General features: G+C 35.3%; 16 protein-coding genes. 14 read left to right on the forward strand and 2 right to left on the reverse strand.

Annotated features, from left to right (window positions below; genetic code table 11):
* Positions 1-305: 305 nt before the first annotated feature.
* On the reverse strand, positions 306-1,013 hold the full coding sequence (deoD, locus tag ACW0JX_RS07455; RefSeq protein WP_000110707.1) for a purine-nucleoside phosphorylase: 708 nt from the start codon (positions 1,011-1,013) through the stop codon (positions 306-308).
* A gap of 176 nt (positions 1,014-1,189) precedes the next feature.
* Between deoD and ACW0JX_RS07460 the strand changes: the two genes are divergently transcribed.
* Entirely contained in the window at positions 1,190-1,978 is a 789-nt protein-coding gene (locus tag ACW0JX_RS07460; RefSeq protein ID WP_000232602.1) for a hypothetical protein, read from the forward strand.
* 4 nt (positions 1,979-1,982) lie between these two features.
* On the opposite strand, the gene mprF is transcribed toward ACW0JX_RS07460, so the two are convergent.
* Positions 1,983-4,562 carry a bifunctional lysylphosphatidylglycerol flippase/synthetase MprF gene (gene mprF, locus ACW0JX_RS07465; RefSeq protein ID WP_000010853.1) on the reverse strand — a complete coding sequence of 860 codons (2,580 nt, stop codon included), beginning with the start codon at positions 4,560-4,562 and terminating at the stop codon, positions 1,983-1,985.
* Between the two features lie 184 nt (positions 4,563-4,746).
* Between mprF and ACW0JX_RS07470 the strand changes: the two genes are divergently transcribed.
* The 13 genes from ACW0JX_RS07470 (at position 4,747) to ACW0JX_RS07530 (ending at position 17,100) form a co-directional block, all read left to right on the forward strand.
* Complete coding sequence (locus ACW0JX_RS07470) at positions 4,747-5,136, forward strand: hypothetical protein (protein WP_053564895.1); 390 nt, start codon at positions 4,747-4,749, stop codon at positions 5,134-5,136.
* A gap of 22 nt (positions 5,137-5,158) precedes the next feature.
* Positions 5,159-5,650, forward strand: a complete 492-nt coding sequence (locus ACW0JX_RS07475) for a YpuI family protein (RefSeq protein ID WP_000067551.1) — start codon at positions 5,159-5,161, stop codon at positions 5,648-5,650.
* Positions 5,651-5,755: 105 nt separating this feature from the next.
* Positions 5,756-6,670: a superoxide dismutase gene (locus ACW0JX_RS07480; protein WP_001075742.1), complete on the forward strand. Its 915-nt coding sequence runs from the start codon at positions 5,756-5,758 to the stop codon at positions 6,668-6,670.
* 112 nt (positions 6,671-6,782) lie between these two features.
* Entirely contained in the window at positions 6,783-7,907 is a 1,125-nt protein-coding gene (locus ACW0JX_RS07485; RefSeq protein ID WP_001252626.1) for a D-alanyl-D-alanine carboxypeptidase family protein, read from the forward strand.
* Positions 7,900-8,496: a spore maturation protein SpmA gene (spmA, locus tag ACW0JX_RS07490; RefSeq protein WP_000247810.1), complete on the forward strand. Its 597-nt coding sequence runs from the start codon at positions 7,900-7,902 to the stop codon at positions 8,494-8,496. Before ACW0JX_RS07485 ends, spmA begins: the two co-directional genes overlap by 8 nt.
* Positions 8,493-9,023 (forward strand): spore maturation protein SpmB, encoded by a 531-nt coding sequence (gene spmB, locus ACW0JX_RS07495; RefSeq protein ID WP_000029514.1) that lies wholly within the window; start codon positions 8,493-8,495, stop codon positions 9,021-9,023. Before spmA ends, spmB begins: the two co-directional genes overlap by 4 nt.
* A 289-nt stretch (positions 9,024-9,312) precedes the next feature.
* Positions 9,313-10,041, forward strand: a complete 729-nt coding sequence (rluB, locus tag ACW0JX_RS07500) for a 23S rRNA pseudouridine(2605) synthase RluB (RefSeq protein WP_000440553.1) — start codon at positions 9,313-9,315, stop codon at positions 10,039-10,041.
* A gap of 106 nt (positions 10,042-10,147) precedes the next feature.
* Entirely contained in the window at positions 10,148-10,669 is a 522-nt protein-coding gene (gene resA / locus ACW0JX_RS07505; RefSeq protein WP_000742194.1) for a thiol-disulfide oxidoreductase ResA, read from the forward strand.
* A gap of 121 nt (positions 10,670-10,790) precedes the next feature.
* Positions 10,791-12,416 carry a cytochrome c biogenesis protein ResB gene (gene resB / locus ACW0JX_RS07510; RefSeq protein ID WP_000910517.1) on the forward strand — a complete coding sequence of 542 codons (1,626 nt, stop codon included), beginning with the start codon at positions 10,791-10,793 and terminating at the stop codon, positions 12,414-12,416.
* Between the two features lie 14 nt (positions 12,417-12,430).
* Positions 12,431-13,588 (forward strand): cytochrome c biogenesis protein ResC, encoded by a 1,158-nt coding sequence (gene resC, locus ACW0JX_RS07515; RefSeq protein ID WP_000250087.1) that lies wholly within the window; start codon positions 12,431-12,433, stop codon positions 13,586-13,588.
* Positions 13,589-13,890: 302 nt separating this feature from the next.
* Complete coding sequence (resD, locus tag ACW0JX_RS07520; protein WP_000426861.1) at positions 13,891-14,607, forward strand: DNA-binding response regulator ResD; 717 nt, start codon at positions 13,891-13,893, stop codon at positions 14,605-14,607.
* Complete coding sequence (gene resE / locus ACW0JX_RS07525) at positions 14,607-16,382, forward strand: sensor histidine kinase ResE (protein ID WP_000964683.1); 1,776 nt, start codon at positions 14,607-14,609, stop codon at positions 16,380-16,382. Before resD ends, resE begins: the two co-directional genes overlap by 1 nt.
* Positions 16,383-16,518: 136 nt before the next feature.
* Positions 16,519-17,100: a cob(I)yrinic acid a,c-diamide adenosyltransferase gene (locus ACW0JX_RS07530; RefSeq protein WP_053564894.1), complete on the forward strand. Its 582-nt coding sequence runs from the start codon at positions 16,519-16,521 to the stop codon at positions 17,098-17,100.
* Positions 17,101-17,121: the final 21 nt, after the last annotated feature.

A 17,121-nucleotide genomic window follows, 5' to 3' on the forward strand; every position in this document is an offset into this window, starting at 1 on the left:
TCACCTCTTATGAGAAATACTGTAAATGATTTCTTTATCCCGCCTTAACAGGTAATAAGACTCCTACTTCAAAATTCGGCAAATACAAGGGAGTTAGGCGGGAGATCAACTGCCCGTAAAATCCTGATTGGTTCAACTAATAATCAATGGAGAATGGGAAAAATCCCCACTGATTAAAGTTTCACTTTATTATAACAAACGTTACAAGAAAGTAGAGGGGAGAAATCTGTCTCTTTATAAAATAGTTATTTATAAAAAGTCACATAAAAAGAACTCGCCAGACGTATGACAAGTTCTTTAGTGTATTATTGTTGAATTGCTGCATCTAAAGCGATTTCAATCATTTCGTTAAATGTAGTTTGACGCTCTTCAGATGTTGTTTCTTCGCCAGTGAAGATGTGATCGCTAACTGTTAATACAGATAATGCATTTACACCGTATTTCGCTGCTAATGTGTAAAGAGCAGTTGTTTCCATTTCTACTGCTAATACACCGTAATCTCCAAGTTTTTTAACCATGTCCATGCTTTCACGATAAAACACATCTGCTGTTAAAACGTTACCGACACGAACGTGTAATCCTTTTTCAGTTCCAGCATCGTAAGCTTTCTTTAAAAGATCAAAGTTTGCAGCTGGTGCAAAATCAAATCCTGGGAATGTTAAACGGTTCATATTAGAATCAGTACAAGCCGTCATTGCGATAATAACATCACGAACTTTTACATCTTTTTGAATTGCACCGCAAGTTCCAACGCGAATTAAATTTTTAACTCCGTAGCTTTGGATTAATTCGTTTACATAAATAGAAATAGAAGGAACACCCATACCTGTACCTTGAACAGATACACGTTTTCCTTTATAAGTTCCAGTGAAACCTAACATACCACGTACGTTATTATAGCAAGTAACATCCTCTAGAAATGTTTCAGCGATATATTTTGCACGTAATGGATCACCAGGTAATAGAATAGATTCAGCGATTTCGCCTTGTTTTGCTTCGATATGTACACTCATGAAAAGTCCTCCTTATAATGTATTGATAGAAATCAATATCATTTGCATTATACACTACGAATCCTTTCAATTAAAATCTTTTTATTATTTGTAATATGTGCAAAATAGGAGGATTTCATAAATCATAATCTAGAATATATACCTTAAGAAGTTTTGTATGAACAGAGACAATAAAAATGGTAGGTGATGTTTTGAAAAATCTTGTCATTGGACTTATTGCGTTAGTACTTATTGTGGCAGGAGGATTTTACATAAAAAAATATCAAGAAAACGAAGAGACTGTAGGAGATGTTCAGGAAGTAAAGTGGGATGTGTCAAATGGAAAGGGAAATGAGAAAGTAGATATTGTATTTCAGTTGTTAAACAAAAAGAATAATGAAATTCGTGGTGTAAATGATCAAATTCGGGCAGTGATTGTAGATGGACAGTTAAAACACATACAACAAATTAAACCTACATTTGCAGGGAACGGGTCATATAAGTTATCTTCCAAAATAGCGAAAGACGAAGAATATACAATATTTTTATACGAAGATAAAAATAAGTCCGTAGAGTCATTCGCTAGGAAAGATTTTGGTAGAACGAAAGAGGAGAACAATAAGAAAAAAGTGAAATTTCCAATCGACAGTGTACTTACAAAAAAAATAGGAGAGTATGAAGTTTCTCTTTTATTTGGTGCATTACATCCGAATGAACCAGTTACGTTAACATTTCAGTTTCAAGCGAAAAAGGGTGAAAAATTGAAATTACATTCAGAGAGAGGAGAAGTAGAGTCACTCTATATCGTGGATGAAACGAAGGAGAACTTTTTATACGCTATGCCTGTAGATACGGATGAGCAATTACAATACCGGATTACATTTCCTGCCGAGGGCACGTATAAAATGTGGGGGAATTTCTATATAAATGGTAAGAAGTATGAAAAAGAATTTATTGTACAAGTTCAAAAAAGAAAAAACAGCTAAGAATTTAGCTGTTTTTTCTTTTTCCTATTAATTTTGTTACAGAGAGCATTGTAATTGGTAAAGAATGATTCTTCCTAAATGCTAAATATTTACCGCTCCATGCTGGTTTATATTTTTCTTTAAAATGGCGTAATCCGCTGAAACTATACGTATAACGAACGTTATTAAAGATTGCAGCAGCCACTCGTTCAGACCAGAAAGACTGTGTGGATAAACCAACATTTGAAAGTGGTGCCATACCAATATTAAAGGAGTGGTATTCATTTTCTTTTGCCCACTGGAATAAGTGGATGAAAATTGCGTCCATAATGCCGCTAGGCGCATCTGGATAATATCGCATTAAATCGACAGATAATGATCCGTTTTGATATACGGGCATGAATGTTGTGAATGCAATAATTTTTCCATCTGCATCAGATAATGTTGCAATAGGAGCACGACTAATATATTCACGATCGAAGTATCCGAGTGAAAAACCTTTCTCTTTTTTTCCACCAAGCCATGCATCTGAAACTTTTCTTAACTCTTCATATAATTCGTCTGAGAAAGGTGGCTCGTGAATAGAGAATGTATAGCCTTCTCTTTCAAAACGGTTGAAAGTAGCTCGCATGCCAGCGCGTTTCTTTCCTGTTATTGTAAATGTATTTAAATCAACAACAGCTTCTTCACCGAGCTTAAAGAAGTTATAACCAAAATCGTGATATAAACTCATCCATTTACTTTCAATTTGGTAGAATACACAAATGTATCCAAATCGATCAGCCTCAGCTAAAAACTCTTGCAGTACAGTACGATAGGAGGAAGGGTCCCCAATTGGATCACCTAGTACAATAAGTCGTTTTCCAGTTATTGAGAAGAGAATGAGTGCTTTTCCATCACTACTGAAAAAGAACTGCTTATCTCCTAAAAAACCTAAATGACTAAGTACGTTTCCACCATGTTCATCTAAGAAGTTTTGTAATCTTTTATCATTAGCTGGTTGCCCGGGAAATTCATTTCGATAACGATTTGCAATGAGTGAACCAATTAGTAAAAAAGTAGGAACAAAAAAGGCAGCTGCTAATGCACTTCGTTTCACTTGTGTAATATTACGAACGACAAAATCAGGTTTGAAAGCTTCCTTTGCACCTGCAAATAAAATACCTAAGTTTTTATATAAATATAACGTTACAAGTAGGAATATAAAAACTTTTACGATATCGGAAAGTGAGACTTCCATTTTCTCACGTACAAACCTTTTACGAAGCATATACAATACAGCGAGTACGATTAATAAAATAAACGTTTCTTCAACATCAATTCCTTTTAGTGTATTAAAAATAGCCGCTCCAATTAAAGAAACAATCGTCATATAATAAGAACGTTTTGTTCCGTAATATATCCCCCGTGAAAGAATGAGTAGGAGAATACCGAATGTTAGCGATAAGCTAAAAGAAAATTGAATAAGGTGTTTTGGAGCTAGAATATGTAAGGCGTGTGCCCGATTTATACTTGTCGGTAGAATGGTTGATAAAATAACCATTAAGCCAGCAAATACTGTTAAAGCAGCAGATGCCCAAGAACCTAACTTTCCTAGAAAGTCACGCTGCAAAGTCCATATAACACCAGTTGTCTCTAATGCAGGCGCAATAAAAGGTTTATCTTCAAACTTTTTAATGGCTACTCCTGTCATTTCAAAAGCTGCAAAAATGAGACCAAGGCAGAATGGTAAGATGTAATAGACGAGACGATATAATAACATAGCAGGGAGTAAAACACCTGTATCGATGCCGTATTGCCCAAGCCCAGTTAAGAAGACAAGATCAAATGATCCAAGGCCACCAGGAACAAGACTAACGACACCAGCTAAAGCAGCAATGACATATACGCCTAAAAACTTTTGGAATTCGATTTCAATGCCAAATAATAATAATATGACGTACATAACAATACCAGCAGATACCCATTCGACTAATGAAACTAATGAGTATAAAACGGTTGGGTTTTTCTCCTCTTCTTCTTGTCCCTCTGTTTGCGTCGCTTTTCTATTTTTTAATTTAGAAAACCCGATATATATAGGAACGAAAAGAGCGAAGAAGATAAGAACAGGCCATAGCCATGGTTTTTCATGCAAAATAAATCTCGTGTCTAATATTCCGATAAGACCAAGAAATGAAAGAATGGCTAATCCATTAATAAAGGCAGTTGTCATCCAAGCGATACTTTTAATAAGTTTTCCATTTTCTTTTATGTATGGACGATAAAGCATTGTGCGTACGCCGGCTCCAACGAGACCACCAAACCCGATAAATCCATTTAAAGTATTAGCAATCCACGAGATACGGAAAATCTTTTGGACAGGAATATCAGCTTTTAAGTAACGAAGCATAACATAGTCATAAAAGAACATTGTTGATACAGCGAATGCACCAAGTGTAATTGCTAAAAAGACTCCTCCAGTTGGAATGTTTTTAATTGTATCAATCGCTTCTAAAAAAGAAATGCCCGCTAATTCTTTTTTTGCTTGAAAGAATACAATTGTTAATACAACAAATGGGAAGATAATTTTCCCGATTTGTAAGAAACGTTTCCATGAAAACGACATAAATACAACTCTCCTTGTGTAAGAAAACTGAGACAATAATATTATTATGACAAACTTCAAGAAAAATAAAAAGGTAAATTCCTGTATAGGGGAGCTATTTTTTATATAGGTATATTTAAAAGAATATTTTGTTTATCAGAAAATTAAGTTAGAATAAGATAAAAGAAGGAGGAGGGGGGAGTATATGATTATAAAAGGTTATGTAGGATATGAGTTAGAAAAAGCGAAACCTAATACATCAGAGGATTTTTTTAACAGATCTGAAGTGACATATATATTAAATGATAAAGAGAAAACTTTTTCGGTTTTATACGTTCGATATTTTGAAGAAGTTTTACAAGAAATTACTCCTTTTGAAGGAAATCCAGTGTATAAAGTAGAAGAACAAAACATATATTTGCGCGATATTGTAGCGATATGTTGTTTAGTGAAAGATAGGGAGCTTCGTGCGCAAAAACGTTTGTATTTAAATAATATGGAAGAATTTCAACAATATTTTGATGAGGGAACGGTGTTGAAAGTACAAGAAATATTGGCTGAATTACATAAAAATAAAAGAGTAGAAATAGCGTGAAATGGCAAAGGAGAGAGAAAAAATGTCTAATTTGATGGTTGAAAATCAAACAGAACAAGTTTCTATATTTTTAGAAGATGCTATTCATTTAATAACCAATTATGTAAATTATCATACGTTACCTTCTTTATTAGAGGAGACACCGGCAGGGAACGAGCAATATTATAAAGGGTTATTAGCATCAATGAGACGACTTCTCGTTTTTTGCGAAGAAGGACATGATGCATGTTTTGTTTTGTTGAATAGTCAGCCATTTCGAAAAACAGCAGCTGAAAAAATTTTATATAAGATTTACCATCAAGTAATTGCAGAGTTTTTTTCACCGAAGAGTGATTATTGGTATGAAAATAGTCGGTCTGCATATACAGGAAAAAATTCTATCGTTTTTCAACAAACACCACCTGCATCTTTGGGGCAAGTGATGAAGAGTTTAGAAGGTAAATTTCAATTGATGCGTGAAGAACTAGAATATTATGAGACGGATTATCAGACAAAGATGTTACACAAATATTGATTGCGGAAAAGAAGCTAAGGTGACTTAGCTTCTTTTCCTTTTGTACAGTTATATAAGGGATTTTCATTGAATATAGTTAAGTGGATAGCATTAGGGAGGTGCAACATGAATCAGCAAGGTGTATTTACAGATTACTTTCATGAAGTAGAAAATTGGTGTGAAAGTGTTCTTCACGTATTAGATAGCCGCGCAATGGAAGTGTATGATGTCCATATGCTTGCTTATAAAATTCAGACGTTGTTAGAGCGTATGAAAGAGCATGAGTATGAAACAGATGCAGAGTTTATGTATGAAATAAGTGATGATGTAGAACATATTCAGCATCACTTGCAGGAAGTATTTATGCAAGAAGAAGAGGAATATGAATTATATGAAAGAGGGGATAGCGAACGAGCTGTTCCAATTGGAGGACATACACTACCGCCATTACCTTATCCGTATAATGCGTTAGAACCGTATATTTCTAAAGAAATTATGATGTTACACCATGATAAACATCATCGGAGTTACGTGGAAGGGTTAAATAAAGCAGAGAAGATGATGGAAGAAGCGAGAAAAACAAATCAATTTGATTTAATTAAGCATTGGGAAAGAGAAGCGGCTTTTCATGGGTCAGGTCATTACTTACACACGATATTTTGGAATAACATGAAAAAAGACGGTGGTGGAAGTCCAAGAGGTGCTTTTTCACAACAAATCGAACAAGATTTTGGAAGCTTTTTACGTTTCCAAAAACATTTTACAGAAGCGGCCTCTAAAGTAGAAGGTTCAGGTTGGGCAATTCTCGTTTGGGTGCCCCGGTCTGGAAGGTTAGAAATTTTGCAAAGTACACTTCATCAATTATTTACACAATGGGATACGATACCACTCCTTGTACTAGATGTCTGGGAACATGCGTATTATTTACAATACCAAAATCGAAAAGATGAATATATTAAAAACTGGTGGAATGTTGTAAATTGGCCTGATGTAGAAAAAAGGTTTGAAACTGCGAAACAAATTGAATGGACACCATATTAGACGCAAATTCTCTGCGTCTTTTTTAATGGAAGCAGAAGGAAGATTTCGTTCATATTTTAAAAGGCCAAGCATACACTTGTACAAAAAGTGCCAAAAGGACGTGGGGGGAAATATGAGACGAATTTGTGTAATCATTACGCTTCTTATTATGTACGCAAGCGTTATGCCAATTCCTACATATGCAAAGATGAACAGCAATGTCAGTGCTCGAAATGCTGTATTAATGGAGCAACAGTCTGGTCGTGTATTATACGGAAAAGCAGAACATGAACCTCAAAAAATTGCTAGTATAACAAAAATTATGACTGCCTTGTTAGCTGCTGAATCAGGGAAGATGAAAGAAATGGTGTCAGTTAGCAATGAAGCGGTGAGGGTGGAAGGATCAGCAATCTATTTAAAGCCTGGACAAAAAGTGAAGTTAGAAGATTTAGTATACGGACTCATGCTTAGATCTGGTAATGACGCAGCGCAAGTAATTGCTGAAAGTGTGGGTGGGAGTATAGATGGATTCGTATATTTAATGAATGAAAAGGCGAAAGAAATTGGAATGAAAGATACTCACTTCTCAAACCCTCATGGTTTAGATGGAGATGGATCACATTATTCGTCGGCTTACGATATGGCGTTATTAACAAAGTATGCAATGGGAAACGAGTCATTTAAAAAAATCTTTGGAACAAAAACGTATAAATCCGATTCTTGGGATTACCCGTGGAAAAATAAACATAAGTTGGTAACGTCTTATTATGAATTTGCAACAGGAGGAAAAACTGGCTTTACGAAGAAAGCAGGAAGAACGCTTGTTACAACGGCATCAAAAGATGGACTAGATTTAATTGTCGTAACTTTGAGTGCTTCTAGTGATTGGGATGATCATATGAATTTGTTTGATAAAGGTTTTGAACGTTTCAAACAAACGAAAGTTTTAGGACAAGGAGCAATTGCTGAAATAAATGAAAAGAAGTATGCCAACCATGTTTATACAAAAAATAGTTTTTCCGTGCCGTTAACTGAAGAGGAAAGAAAGAACGTGTTATTAAAAGTTGAACTGGATAAAAGTATAACGCTTGAGGATGGAGTAAAGGTTGGAAAGACAGACGTTTATGTTGGCAATGAGAAAGTTGGAGAACGGAATTTATTTTATAGTAAACGGAAGTTAGTAGCTACAACGGGACTTTACTGGAATAATGTGAAAGAAATTTTTTCTTACATGATAGGTGTTGGGAACGATGGTTAATCTCGTATGGGTAGCGATGGCTGTCATTGGGATTGTATACGCCATGATAAATGGAACGATGGAAGAAGTGAATAAGGCTGTATTTGACGGAGCAAAAGATGCAGTAACGATTTGTATAGGACTTATTAGTGTTTTAGTATTTTGGCTTGGTTTAATGAAAATTGCAGAGGAAGCCGGATTGTTAAAAAAATTAGTTTCACTTTTTATGCCGATAGTAAAAAGGTTGTTTCCAGAAATACCAAAGGATCATCCGTCCATGGGATTTATTCTATCAAATATGATGGCAAACTTTTTTGGTCTAGGTAATGCAGCAACCCCTCTTGGTATTAAAGCGATGGAACAACTAAAAGAGTTAAATGGAGGAAAGGATTCGGCGAGCCGTTCTATGGTGACGTTTCTAGCATTAAATACATCAGCTATTACATTAATTCCTACGACAGTCATTTCAATTCGAATGACGTATGAATCAGCCAATCCTACTGAAATTGTTGGGGTAACATTTATTGCACAAGTACTTTCTATGATTGGAGCGATTTGGATTGACCGCTATTTTTACCGAAGAAGGAGTAGAAAGGGGCGGAAAAAATGAGTATTGTAAATACAATTTCCTTATGGGTAATCCCTTGTGTAATTGGTTTTATCCTTTTATATGGCACGATAAAGAAAGTGCCGACGTATGAATCGTTCGTTGAGGGAGGAAAAGAAGGGATTCAAATTGCAATTTCCATTTTACCGTTTATGGTTGGAATGCTTGTTTCTATTTCTATATTCCGATCTTCAGGTGCGCTAGATGCAATGATATCAGTAATGAAGCCAATGCTAGATTTAATTCATGTTCCAGCAGAAATCGTTCCATTAGCACTAATACGCCCTATTTCAGGTTCTGCTGGTCTAAGTATTACGACTGATTTAATTGCCACATATGGGCCAGACTCATTCATTGGGAGATTAGCTTCTACGATGCAAGGGAGTACAGATACGACTTTTTATATTTTAACAGTATACTTCGGAGCTGTTGGTATTAGAAAAATGGGAGATGCATTAAAAGTAGGTCTTTTTGCAGATTTAATCGGAATTATTTGCTCGATTGTCTTTGTTTCCCTATTGTTTCAGTAAAGCTATTCATTTTTTATGCTATTTCGCGTATAATACGTATACGACCACTATTAAGGTGTAGCTTAATAGTGGTTTTTTTATGTGATATTTTTGACAAAATGATGAACTTTTATTGTGAGAAATATGAAAAATATGGACAATAATAAAGGATAAAAACATGATTTGACCTTTATATGTTTAATATCATCGCTATGTTGTTTAAGTGAGACGGAGCGAATAACCGTAAAGCGTATGCGGTTGCCAAGTCTTTCTAATGTAAGGTAAGATAAATTCGAGGTGAAAAAAAGAAATGGAACGATTACAAAAAGTGATTGCGCAAGCAGGTATTGCATCGAGAAGAAAGGCTGAGGAATTAATTCAGCAAGGAAAAGTGAAAGTTAACGGAAAAATAGTGAAAGAGTTAGGAACAAAAGTAACTCCTCAAGATAAAGTAGAAGTAAATAACATCCCTCTTGAAAAAGAAGAACCTGTTTATTTTTTACTATATAAACCAACTGGTGTAATTTCAAGTGTATCAGATGATAAAGGTAGAAGTGTTGTAACAGACTTTTTCCCTGAAATTACACAACGTTTATTCCCAATCGGACGTCTAGATTATGATACGTCAGGAGTATTATTAATGACAAACGACGGGGACTTCGCAAATATATTAATGCATCCTAAATATAAAGTTGAAAAAACGTATGTTGCAAAAATAAAAGGCCCATTAACAGGTGAGAAAATTCGCATGTTAGAACGCGGTGTTGCACTAGAAGACGGTAAAACAGCACCAGCACATGTGAAAATTATTTCTTGGGACAAGCGTAAAGAAATGGCTATTGTACAATTAACAATTCATGAAGGACGTAACCGTCAAGTACGTCGTATGTTTGAAGCGTTAGACTGTAAAGTAGTGAAATTAAAACGTGAACGTTATGCTTTCTTAGAAGTAGGAAGCCTGCGACCTGGTGATGCGAGAGAATTGACACCACATGAGGTGAAACAATTACGCGCGCTTGCTTCTACAAAGCCAAGATAAGCTATAGAGTTAAAAATTCACCAGTGGAGTGCTCTGCTGGTGATTTATTCAATACAACATTTACAGAAGATAATACATAACATTTACCGAGGAGAGGAGAGGTAATATGAAGAAAAATCGCTTATTATTTCGCGTTATTATTCTACTCATTTTATGTGGTGCTGTAGGATTTACCCTTTATCAAGGATTCTTTGCTAATAAAGAGAAAATGCAAATCGGAAAAGAAGCACCTAACTTTGTTGTGACGGATTTAGAAGGGAAGAAAATTGAACTAAAAGATTTAAAGGGAAAAGGTGTATTTTTAAACTTTTGGGGTACGTGGTGTAAACCTTGTGAAAAAGAAATGCCTTATATGAATGAATTATATCCAAAGTATAAAGAAAAAGGCGTTGAAATCATAGCGTTAGATGCAGATGAAACGGATATTGCAGTAAAGAACTTTGTGAACCAATATGGTTTGAAATTCCCAGTTGCTATTGATAAAGGACAAAAGATTATAGGAACATATGGAGTAGGTCCATTACCGACAAGCTTTTTGATTGATAAAGATGGAAAAGTAGTGGAGCAAATTATAGGTGAACAAACGAAAGAACAGTTAGAAGGGTATTTAAAGAAAATTACTCCGTAATAAAGAAAGCCTTTACATAAGAGGTGCGTGTCTATAGTGCCTCTGGTTTAAAAATTCTGAGTATTGCGGTAACTCGAGGTTAGAATATACAATAGTACATATAGAGACAGGGGCGGTGAGAGTGTTGAAAGAAATTAAATGTGAATGTGGACATGTTAATCCGATAGGAACCGTTTTTTGTGAAGCTTGCGGGAAACCATTTGAAAGCAATGAAAATGCAAAACTATTGGATATGCGCTATGAGGGGAGTGCACGGAGATCTCTCACGCAAACAAAAACGATAGTCGATAAAATTTGGAGCTTTTTCTCTTCTGTAAAAGTGGGTGTATGGCTAATCGTAATAACTTTAGCTGCATCAGCGATAGGAACTATTTTTCCGCAAGAAATGTACATAACTCCAGGGATTGCACCAGCTGAATATTATAAACAAGAATACGGATTTTTAGGGCAATTATACTATCAATTAGGATTTAATAATTTATACGGTTCATGGTGGTATATGATTTTGATTGCTTCTATCGGTATTTCACTTGTGATATGTAGTTTAGACCGCGTTATTCCACTTTATAAAGCTTTAAAAAAGCAAGGCGTAAAAAGACATCCTAGCTTTTTAAAGAGACAGAGATTATATGGGACTGGTACACCGAAAGATGGTGACCTGGAAAGAGTGCAAAAGAATTTAAAGAAAAGAAACTATAACGTGAAAGTGGAAGACGGAAACGTTTTAGCAGAAAAGGGACGCTTCTCGCGTTGGGGTCCATATGTAAATCATATCGGTCTTATTATCTTTTTATTCGGTGCGATGCTTCGTTTTTTACCGAGTATGTACGTAGACGAAGCACTTTGGTTACGTGATGGTGAAACGAAAGAAATACCAGGGACGGATGGACAATACTACTTAAAAAACGAGAAATTTATAAAAGAAGTTTATGATAAAAGTAAGGACAAGGAAGTTTTTGAGGAAGCGATTGATCGTGTAGGCGATAAAATGATTGCGAAAAACTTCCAAACGAATGCTGTATTATATAAAGCTGTGGGCGAAAATATAGCAGGGCAAAAACCAAAGTTGGAAAAAGTAAAAGAAGCGGAAATTCGAGTAAATGAACCACTGAAATTTGATCAATTTGCAGTGTATCAAGTGGATTATAAAGAAAGTGAATTTAAAAGTATGTCCTTCAACTTGCAAAATAAAGAAAATAATCAAAAATGGGGACCGATTAAAGTAGATTTAACGAATCCTAAGGAAAAATATGATTTAGGAAATGGTTATTCTCTAGAACTATTAAGCTATTTTCCTGATTTTTATTTTGATGAGAATGGAAAACCAAATACAAAAACGAAATTACCGAACAATCCTGCATTTGTATTTAAAATGTTTACACCTGAAACACCAGATGGTGAAGTGAGTTTTGTTGGTATTCAGCAAAATATAGAACCTGATGGAAACAACAAATATAAAATGTCGTTTGCAGGTGTTGAAATGCAAAATGCAACAGCACTTACTGTAAGAAAAGATTTAACGCTTTGGATTCTCGGTATTGGAGGGTTTATATTTATGGTTGGTGTCATTCAAGGTATGTATTGGAATCATCGCCGTATTTGGATACAACGTGTTAATGATGAATGGTGGATTGCAGGGCATACGAATAAAAATTGGTTCGGTTTAAAGAAAGATATTGAAAGAGTAATAGAAGGTACAGCAATTCCACAGCCAAATGATAAAGTAATCGATAAAAAAATTAGTTAAGGTGGGGAAACGATATGGTGCAAATAAGTAGTAACTTTCTCTTTACCGCATTTATTTTATATTTAATTGCGACTCTATTTTTTGGTGGAGCCATTAAAGAAAAGGGTCATAAATGGGCAAATGTAGGAATAACAATTACAATTTTAGGGTTTATAGCACAAACAGTATATTTTGTTACAAGGTGGATCGCATCAGGGCATGCACCAGTTAGTAACTTTTTTGAATTCGGTACATTTTTCGGCATGATGCTTGTAGGAGCATTTATTGTAATGTATTTTATGTACCGTGTAAGTATAATTGGACTATTTGCATTACCAGTTGCGCTTTTATTAATTGCCTATGCAAGTATGTTTCCGAGGGAAATATCTCCGCTTATTCCATCTTTAAAAAGTAATTGGTTACATATTCACGTGACGACTGCAGCAGCAGGACAAGCAATTTTAGCGATTAGTTTTATTACGGGCGTTATGTATTTATTAAAAAATGTAGATCAATCAACGAGAAGTAAACGGACATTTTGGCTAGAGACGGTAGTATTTACACTTGTTTGTACAGTTGGATTTATTGGAGTAACAACGGTATTTTCTAGTATGAAATATGAAGCGAAGTTTCAATGGGTTGATAAAAATGAACAGCAACTGGAAATGAAGTACAATCTTCCGGCTTTAGTTGGACCGCATGAAGGGAAGTTACTGACAGAAAATAAATTAGAACCGGCAGTTGAAGTTCCAGCGATTGTAAATGCGAAGAAATTAAATACTGTTATTTGGTCAGTGTTAGTTGGAACATTACTTTATATTGTATTAAGACTTGTTTTACGGAAGCGAGTATCGGCAGCACTTCAGCCGTTAGTAAAGAATACGAATAGTGATTTACTAGATGAAATCGGATATCGATCTATTGCAATTGGATTCCCAGTTTTCACATTAGGAGCGTTAATTTTTGCAATGATTTGGGCTCAAATAGCGTGGACGCGTTTTTGGGGCTGGGATCCGAAAGAGGTTTGGGCACTTATAACGTGGCTCTTTTATGCTGCAGTACTACATTTACGATTATCTAAAGGGTGGCATGGAGAGAAATCAGCTTGGCTTGCAGTAATTGGTTTTGCAATTATTATGTTTAACTTTATTGTAGTAAACTTAATTATTGCCGGTTTACATTCATATGCATAGAGAAATAAAATAGGAGAGTGCATGTCACTTTCCTATTTTATTTTTGTCAACTTTTCTTCTTTTTTGAGAAAAACATGACAAAGTAGCGGTTGATTTTGTAAAATGATGTCGAGGACATTATATACTGTTCAAAAAAAATACATAGTTTTGGAAAAAAATTGAACAAAATTTATTATTCTTGTGAAGCATAATATGGGAAGTGAAACATTTAGAAGATTGCTTAAATAAACGAGAATAGCGCAACATAATAGTAAAGAAGGGTAGGTGTGAACCGCTGAAGTGAGAGTACGCAGCGGGTAGAGATGGAAAATGAATCAAGAATTTTAATTGTAGATGATGAGGATCGTATTCGTCGTTTATTGAAAATGTACTTAGAAAGAGAACAATACACAATTGAAGAAGCAGATAATGGTGATACAGCTTTAGAAATGGCGTTACAAAATGATTACGATTTAATCTTATTAGATCTTATGATGCCTGGTAAAGATGGCATTGAAGTATGTAAAGGGGTTCGTGAGAAGAAAGCGACACCAATTATTATGCTGACAGCAAAAGGTGAAGAAGTAAATAGAGTACAAGGATTTGAAGTTGGAACAGATGATTATATTGTAAAGCCATTTAGTCCACGTGAGGTCGTGCTACGTGTGAAAGCGGTATTACGTCGTGCTGTACCAACAACATTCTTTACACAAGATACAACGACAAAAGATGTTACTGTATTCCCGCACTTAACAATTGACAACGATGCACACCGTGTTACTGCAGATGGTAATGAAGTAAACTTAACGCCGAAAGAATATGAGTTACTATTATTTTTAGCGAAAGCTCCTGATAAAGTATTCGATCGTGAGCAACTGTTAAAAGAAGTATGGCAATATGAATTCTTCGGAGATTTACGTACAGTTGATACACATGTAAAGCGTTTACGTGAGAAGTTAAGCAAAAAATCACCAGATGCAGCGAAAATGATTGTTACTGTTTGGGGTGTAGGTTACAAATTTGAGGTTGTGAACGACTGATGCTTTGGAGAAGTGTAGTAGGGAAGTTATGGATGACCATATTACTTCTCGTTTCGTTTGTTCTTGGATTTGTTGCGATTTTACTTTCACAGTTTTTTAGAACGTATTATGTTGATATGAGTGAAGCTAGGCTTCAAAAAGTCGCAACAAGTGTTTCAGAGTTAATTGAAGAAGGTGCCGATGTAAAAACGATTGAGAATATCGCTTACAAATTCTCTGATCCACTTTCAAGGATTATTATTGTAGAAGATGGTAAAGAAATCTCTTCTTCACCGAAACAAGAAGGCTTAGTCACTCTTACAATGGATGACTTAAAAGAAGATAAAGAATTAGCGGCTGTGTTTACAGACAAAAAAGAAATTAAGAATAACATTAGAAAAGCCTCTAATAGTAGAAAGAATAAAAATACTGAAAATGATATTATGATTGTCGGAAAACCAGTGCAATCAAAAAATCAAAGTGCAGTGTTTGTGTACGAATCTTTACAAGTGCCGATACAAGGTATGGAAAGAACGACTGATTTTATATTCTTATCAGCAGGGATTGCGATTATATTAACAACTTTCTTTGCATTCTTCTTATCTACTCGAATTACAGCACCACTTCGTAAAATGCGTGAGGTTGCTTTTGAAGTGTCGCGTGGGAAGTTTGATGCGAAAGCTCCTATGGTATCTCAGGACGAGATTGGTGAGCTTGCAACGGCCTTAAATCAAATGGGGAAACAGTTGAAGTTTAATATGAATGCCCTGCAGCAAGAGAAAGAACAGTTAGCAAGTATTTTGAGTAGTATGGCAGATGGGGTTATTACATTAAATCAAGAAGGTGAAGTTGTAGTAATCAATCCGCCGGCTGAACATTTCTTACAAGTTTGGCAAGAAGAAAAAGAGATAGAGCTCAGTAAAAAACTGCCTTCTGAACTTGTTGAACTATTCCATCTCGTTGTAGAAAGCGAACAACAACAAGTTGTTGAAATTAATTTACAAAAAGGGAACTATGTAGTTCTTATGACGCCGCTCTACAATCAAACGAAAATTCGCGGGGCTGTAGCAGTACTGCGAGATATGACGGAAGAACGTCGTCTTGAAAAGATGCGTCAAGACTTTATTGCGAATGTATCGCATGAACTTCGTACACCGATGGTCATGCTGCAAGGGTATAGTGAAGCAATTTTAGATGATATTGTGCAAACGAAAGAAGAAATTAATGAGTTTGTTCAAATCATTTATGATGAATCCGTTCGTTTAGGTAAACTTGTAAATGAATTATTAGATTTAGCACGCATGGAAAGTGGTAATGTAGAGTTACATATAGGTGAAGTGGACATACATCCGTTTGTTGAAAAAATTGGTCGTAAATTCCAAGGGATCGCAAAGGATAAAGAAGTTGAACTAACAGTTGATTTCAAAAATCCAATTGAACAATACCCGTTTGATGCAGATCGTATGGAACAAGTATTGACGAATTTAATTGATAACGCAATACGTCATACGAACGCAGGCGGACATGTAACACTTGTAATTGATACGAAAAATAATGGTCTCATTTTTGAAGTACAAGATTCGGGCGTTGGTATTCCAGAAGAAGATATTCCATTTTTATTTGATCGTTTCTATAAAGCTGATAAAGCAAGAACACGTGGGAAAAAAGGTGGAACAGGACTCGGGCTTGCGATTGCGAAAAATATTGTTCAAGGCCATGATGGTAAAATTTCTGTATCAAGTGTTGTTGGAGAAGGAACTACATTTTCTGTCTATTTACCGAATCGTATAATTTAGATATACGTTTTTAAAGTTGATAATGAATAAAGTTCTGCTGTTTTTTATTTTTTTGTAAACTCAATTAAATAAAGAATGGTAGAACTTTTTTCTATGTTGCTCGAATAAAGAATAACAAGAGAGGTGCTGTGAAGAAATGAAATTATATACAAAAACAGGAGATAAAGGAACGACAAGTGTAATAGGTGGTAGGGTTGATAAAGATGATATCCGTGTGGAAGCGTATGGAACAATAGACGAGGCGAATTCTCATATCGGATATGCAATGACTAAACTACAAGGCGGGCCTTTCGGAGATATTTACAATGAACTTGAAACGATTCAACATGAACTATTTGATTGCGGGGGAGACTTGGCGATAGTAGGCGAGAAGATACCTTATAAAGTAAAAATTGAAATGGTCGAAAACTTAGAAAGTAGGATTGATTCGTATATAGAAGAAGCACCGCCGCTAGAGCGCTTTATTTTACCAGGTGGAAGCGAGTCGGCAGCTACTATTCATATTGCACGTACAGTTGTAAGGCGAGCAGAACGATGTATCGTGTCCTTACAAAAAGAAGGAAAAATAAATGAAGTTGTTCTAAAGTATGTAAATAGATTATCTGACTATTTATTTGCAGTAGCTAGAGTAATAAACGCTCGATTACAAGTAAAAGATGTAGAGTATAATCGCAGTGCAATCGTTTTTCGTGATAAGAAAGAGAAGGAAGTGGAGTGATTCACTTTCTTTTTTGTATAC

This window comes from Bacillus sp. C-3-6, assembly GCF_054509685.1.

Excerpts from the sequence above, each read along its gene's own strand:
- deoD (WP_000110707.1), bottom strand. The coding sequence starts at position 1,013 with ATGAGTGTACATATCGAAGCAAAACAAGGCGAAATCGCTGAATCTATT.
- resA (WP_000742194.1), top strand. The coding sequence starts at position 10,148 with ATGAAGAAAAATCGCTTATTATTTCGCGTTATTATTCTACTCATTTTA.
- ACW0JX_RS07470 (WP_053564895.1), top strand. The coding sequence starts at position 4,747 with ATGATTATAAAAGGTTATGTAGGATATGAGTTAGAAAAAGCGAAACCT.
- ACW0JX_RS07530 (WP_053564894.1), top strand. The coding sequence starts at position 16,519 with ATGAAATTATATACAAAAACAGGAGATAAAGGAACGACAAGTGTAATA.
- spmB (WP_000029514.1), top strand. The coding sequence starts at position 8,493 with ATGAGTATTGTAAATACAATTTCCTTATGGGTAATCCCTTGTGTAATT.
- resE (WP_000964683.1), top strand. The coding sequence starts at position 14,607 with ATGCTTTGGAGAAGTGTAGTAGGGAAGTTATGGATGACCATATTACTT.
- ACW0JX_RS07475 (WP_000067551.1), top strand. The coding sequence starts at position 5,159 with ATGTCTAATTTGATGGTTGAAAATCAAACAGAACAAGTTTCTATATTT.
- resC (WP_000250087.1), top strand. The coding sequence starts at position 12,431 with ATGGTGCAAATAAGTAGTAACTTTCTCTTTACCGCATTTATTTTATAT.
- resD (WP_000426861.1), top strand. The coding sequence starts at position 13,891 with ATGGAAAATGAATCAAGAATTTTAATTGTAGATGATGAGGATCGTATT.
- rluB (WP_000440553.1), top strand. The coding sequence starts at position 9,313 with ATGGAACGATTACAAAAAGTGATTGCGCAAGCAGGTATTGCATCGAGA.
- ACW0JX_RS07460 (WP_000232602.1), top strand. The coding sequence starts at position 1,190 with ATGGTAGGTGATGTTTTGAAAAATCTTGTCATTGGACTTATTGCGTTA.
- ACW0JX_RS07485 (WP_001252626.1), top strand. The coding sequence starts at position 6,783 with ATGAGACGAATTTGTGTAATCATTACGCTTCTTATTATGTACGCAAGC.
- ACW0JX_RS07480 (WP_001075742.1), top strand. The coding sequence starts at position 5,756 with ATGAATCAGCAAGGTGTATTTACAGATTACTTTCATGAAGTAGAAAAT.
- spmA (WP_000247810.1), top strand. The coding sequence starts at position 7,900 with ATGGTTAATCTCGTATGGGTAGCGATGGCTGTCATTGGGATTGTATAC.
- mprF (WP_000010853.1), bottom strand. The coding sequence starts at position 4,562 with ATGTCGTTTTCATGGAAACGTTTCTTACAAATCGGGAAAATTATCTTC.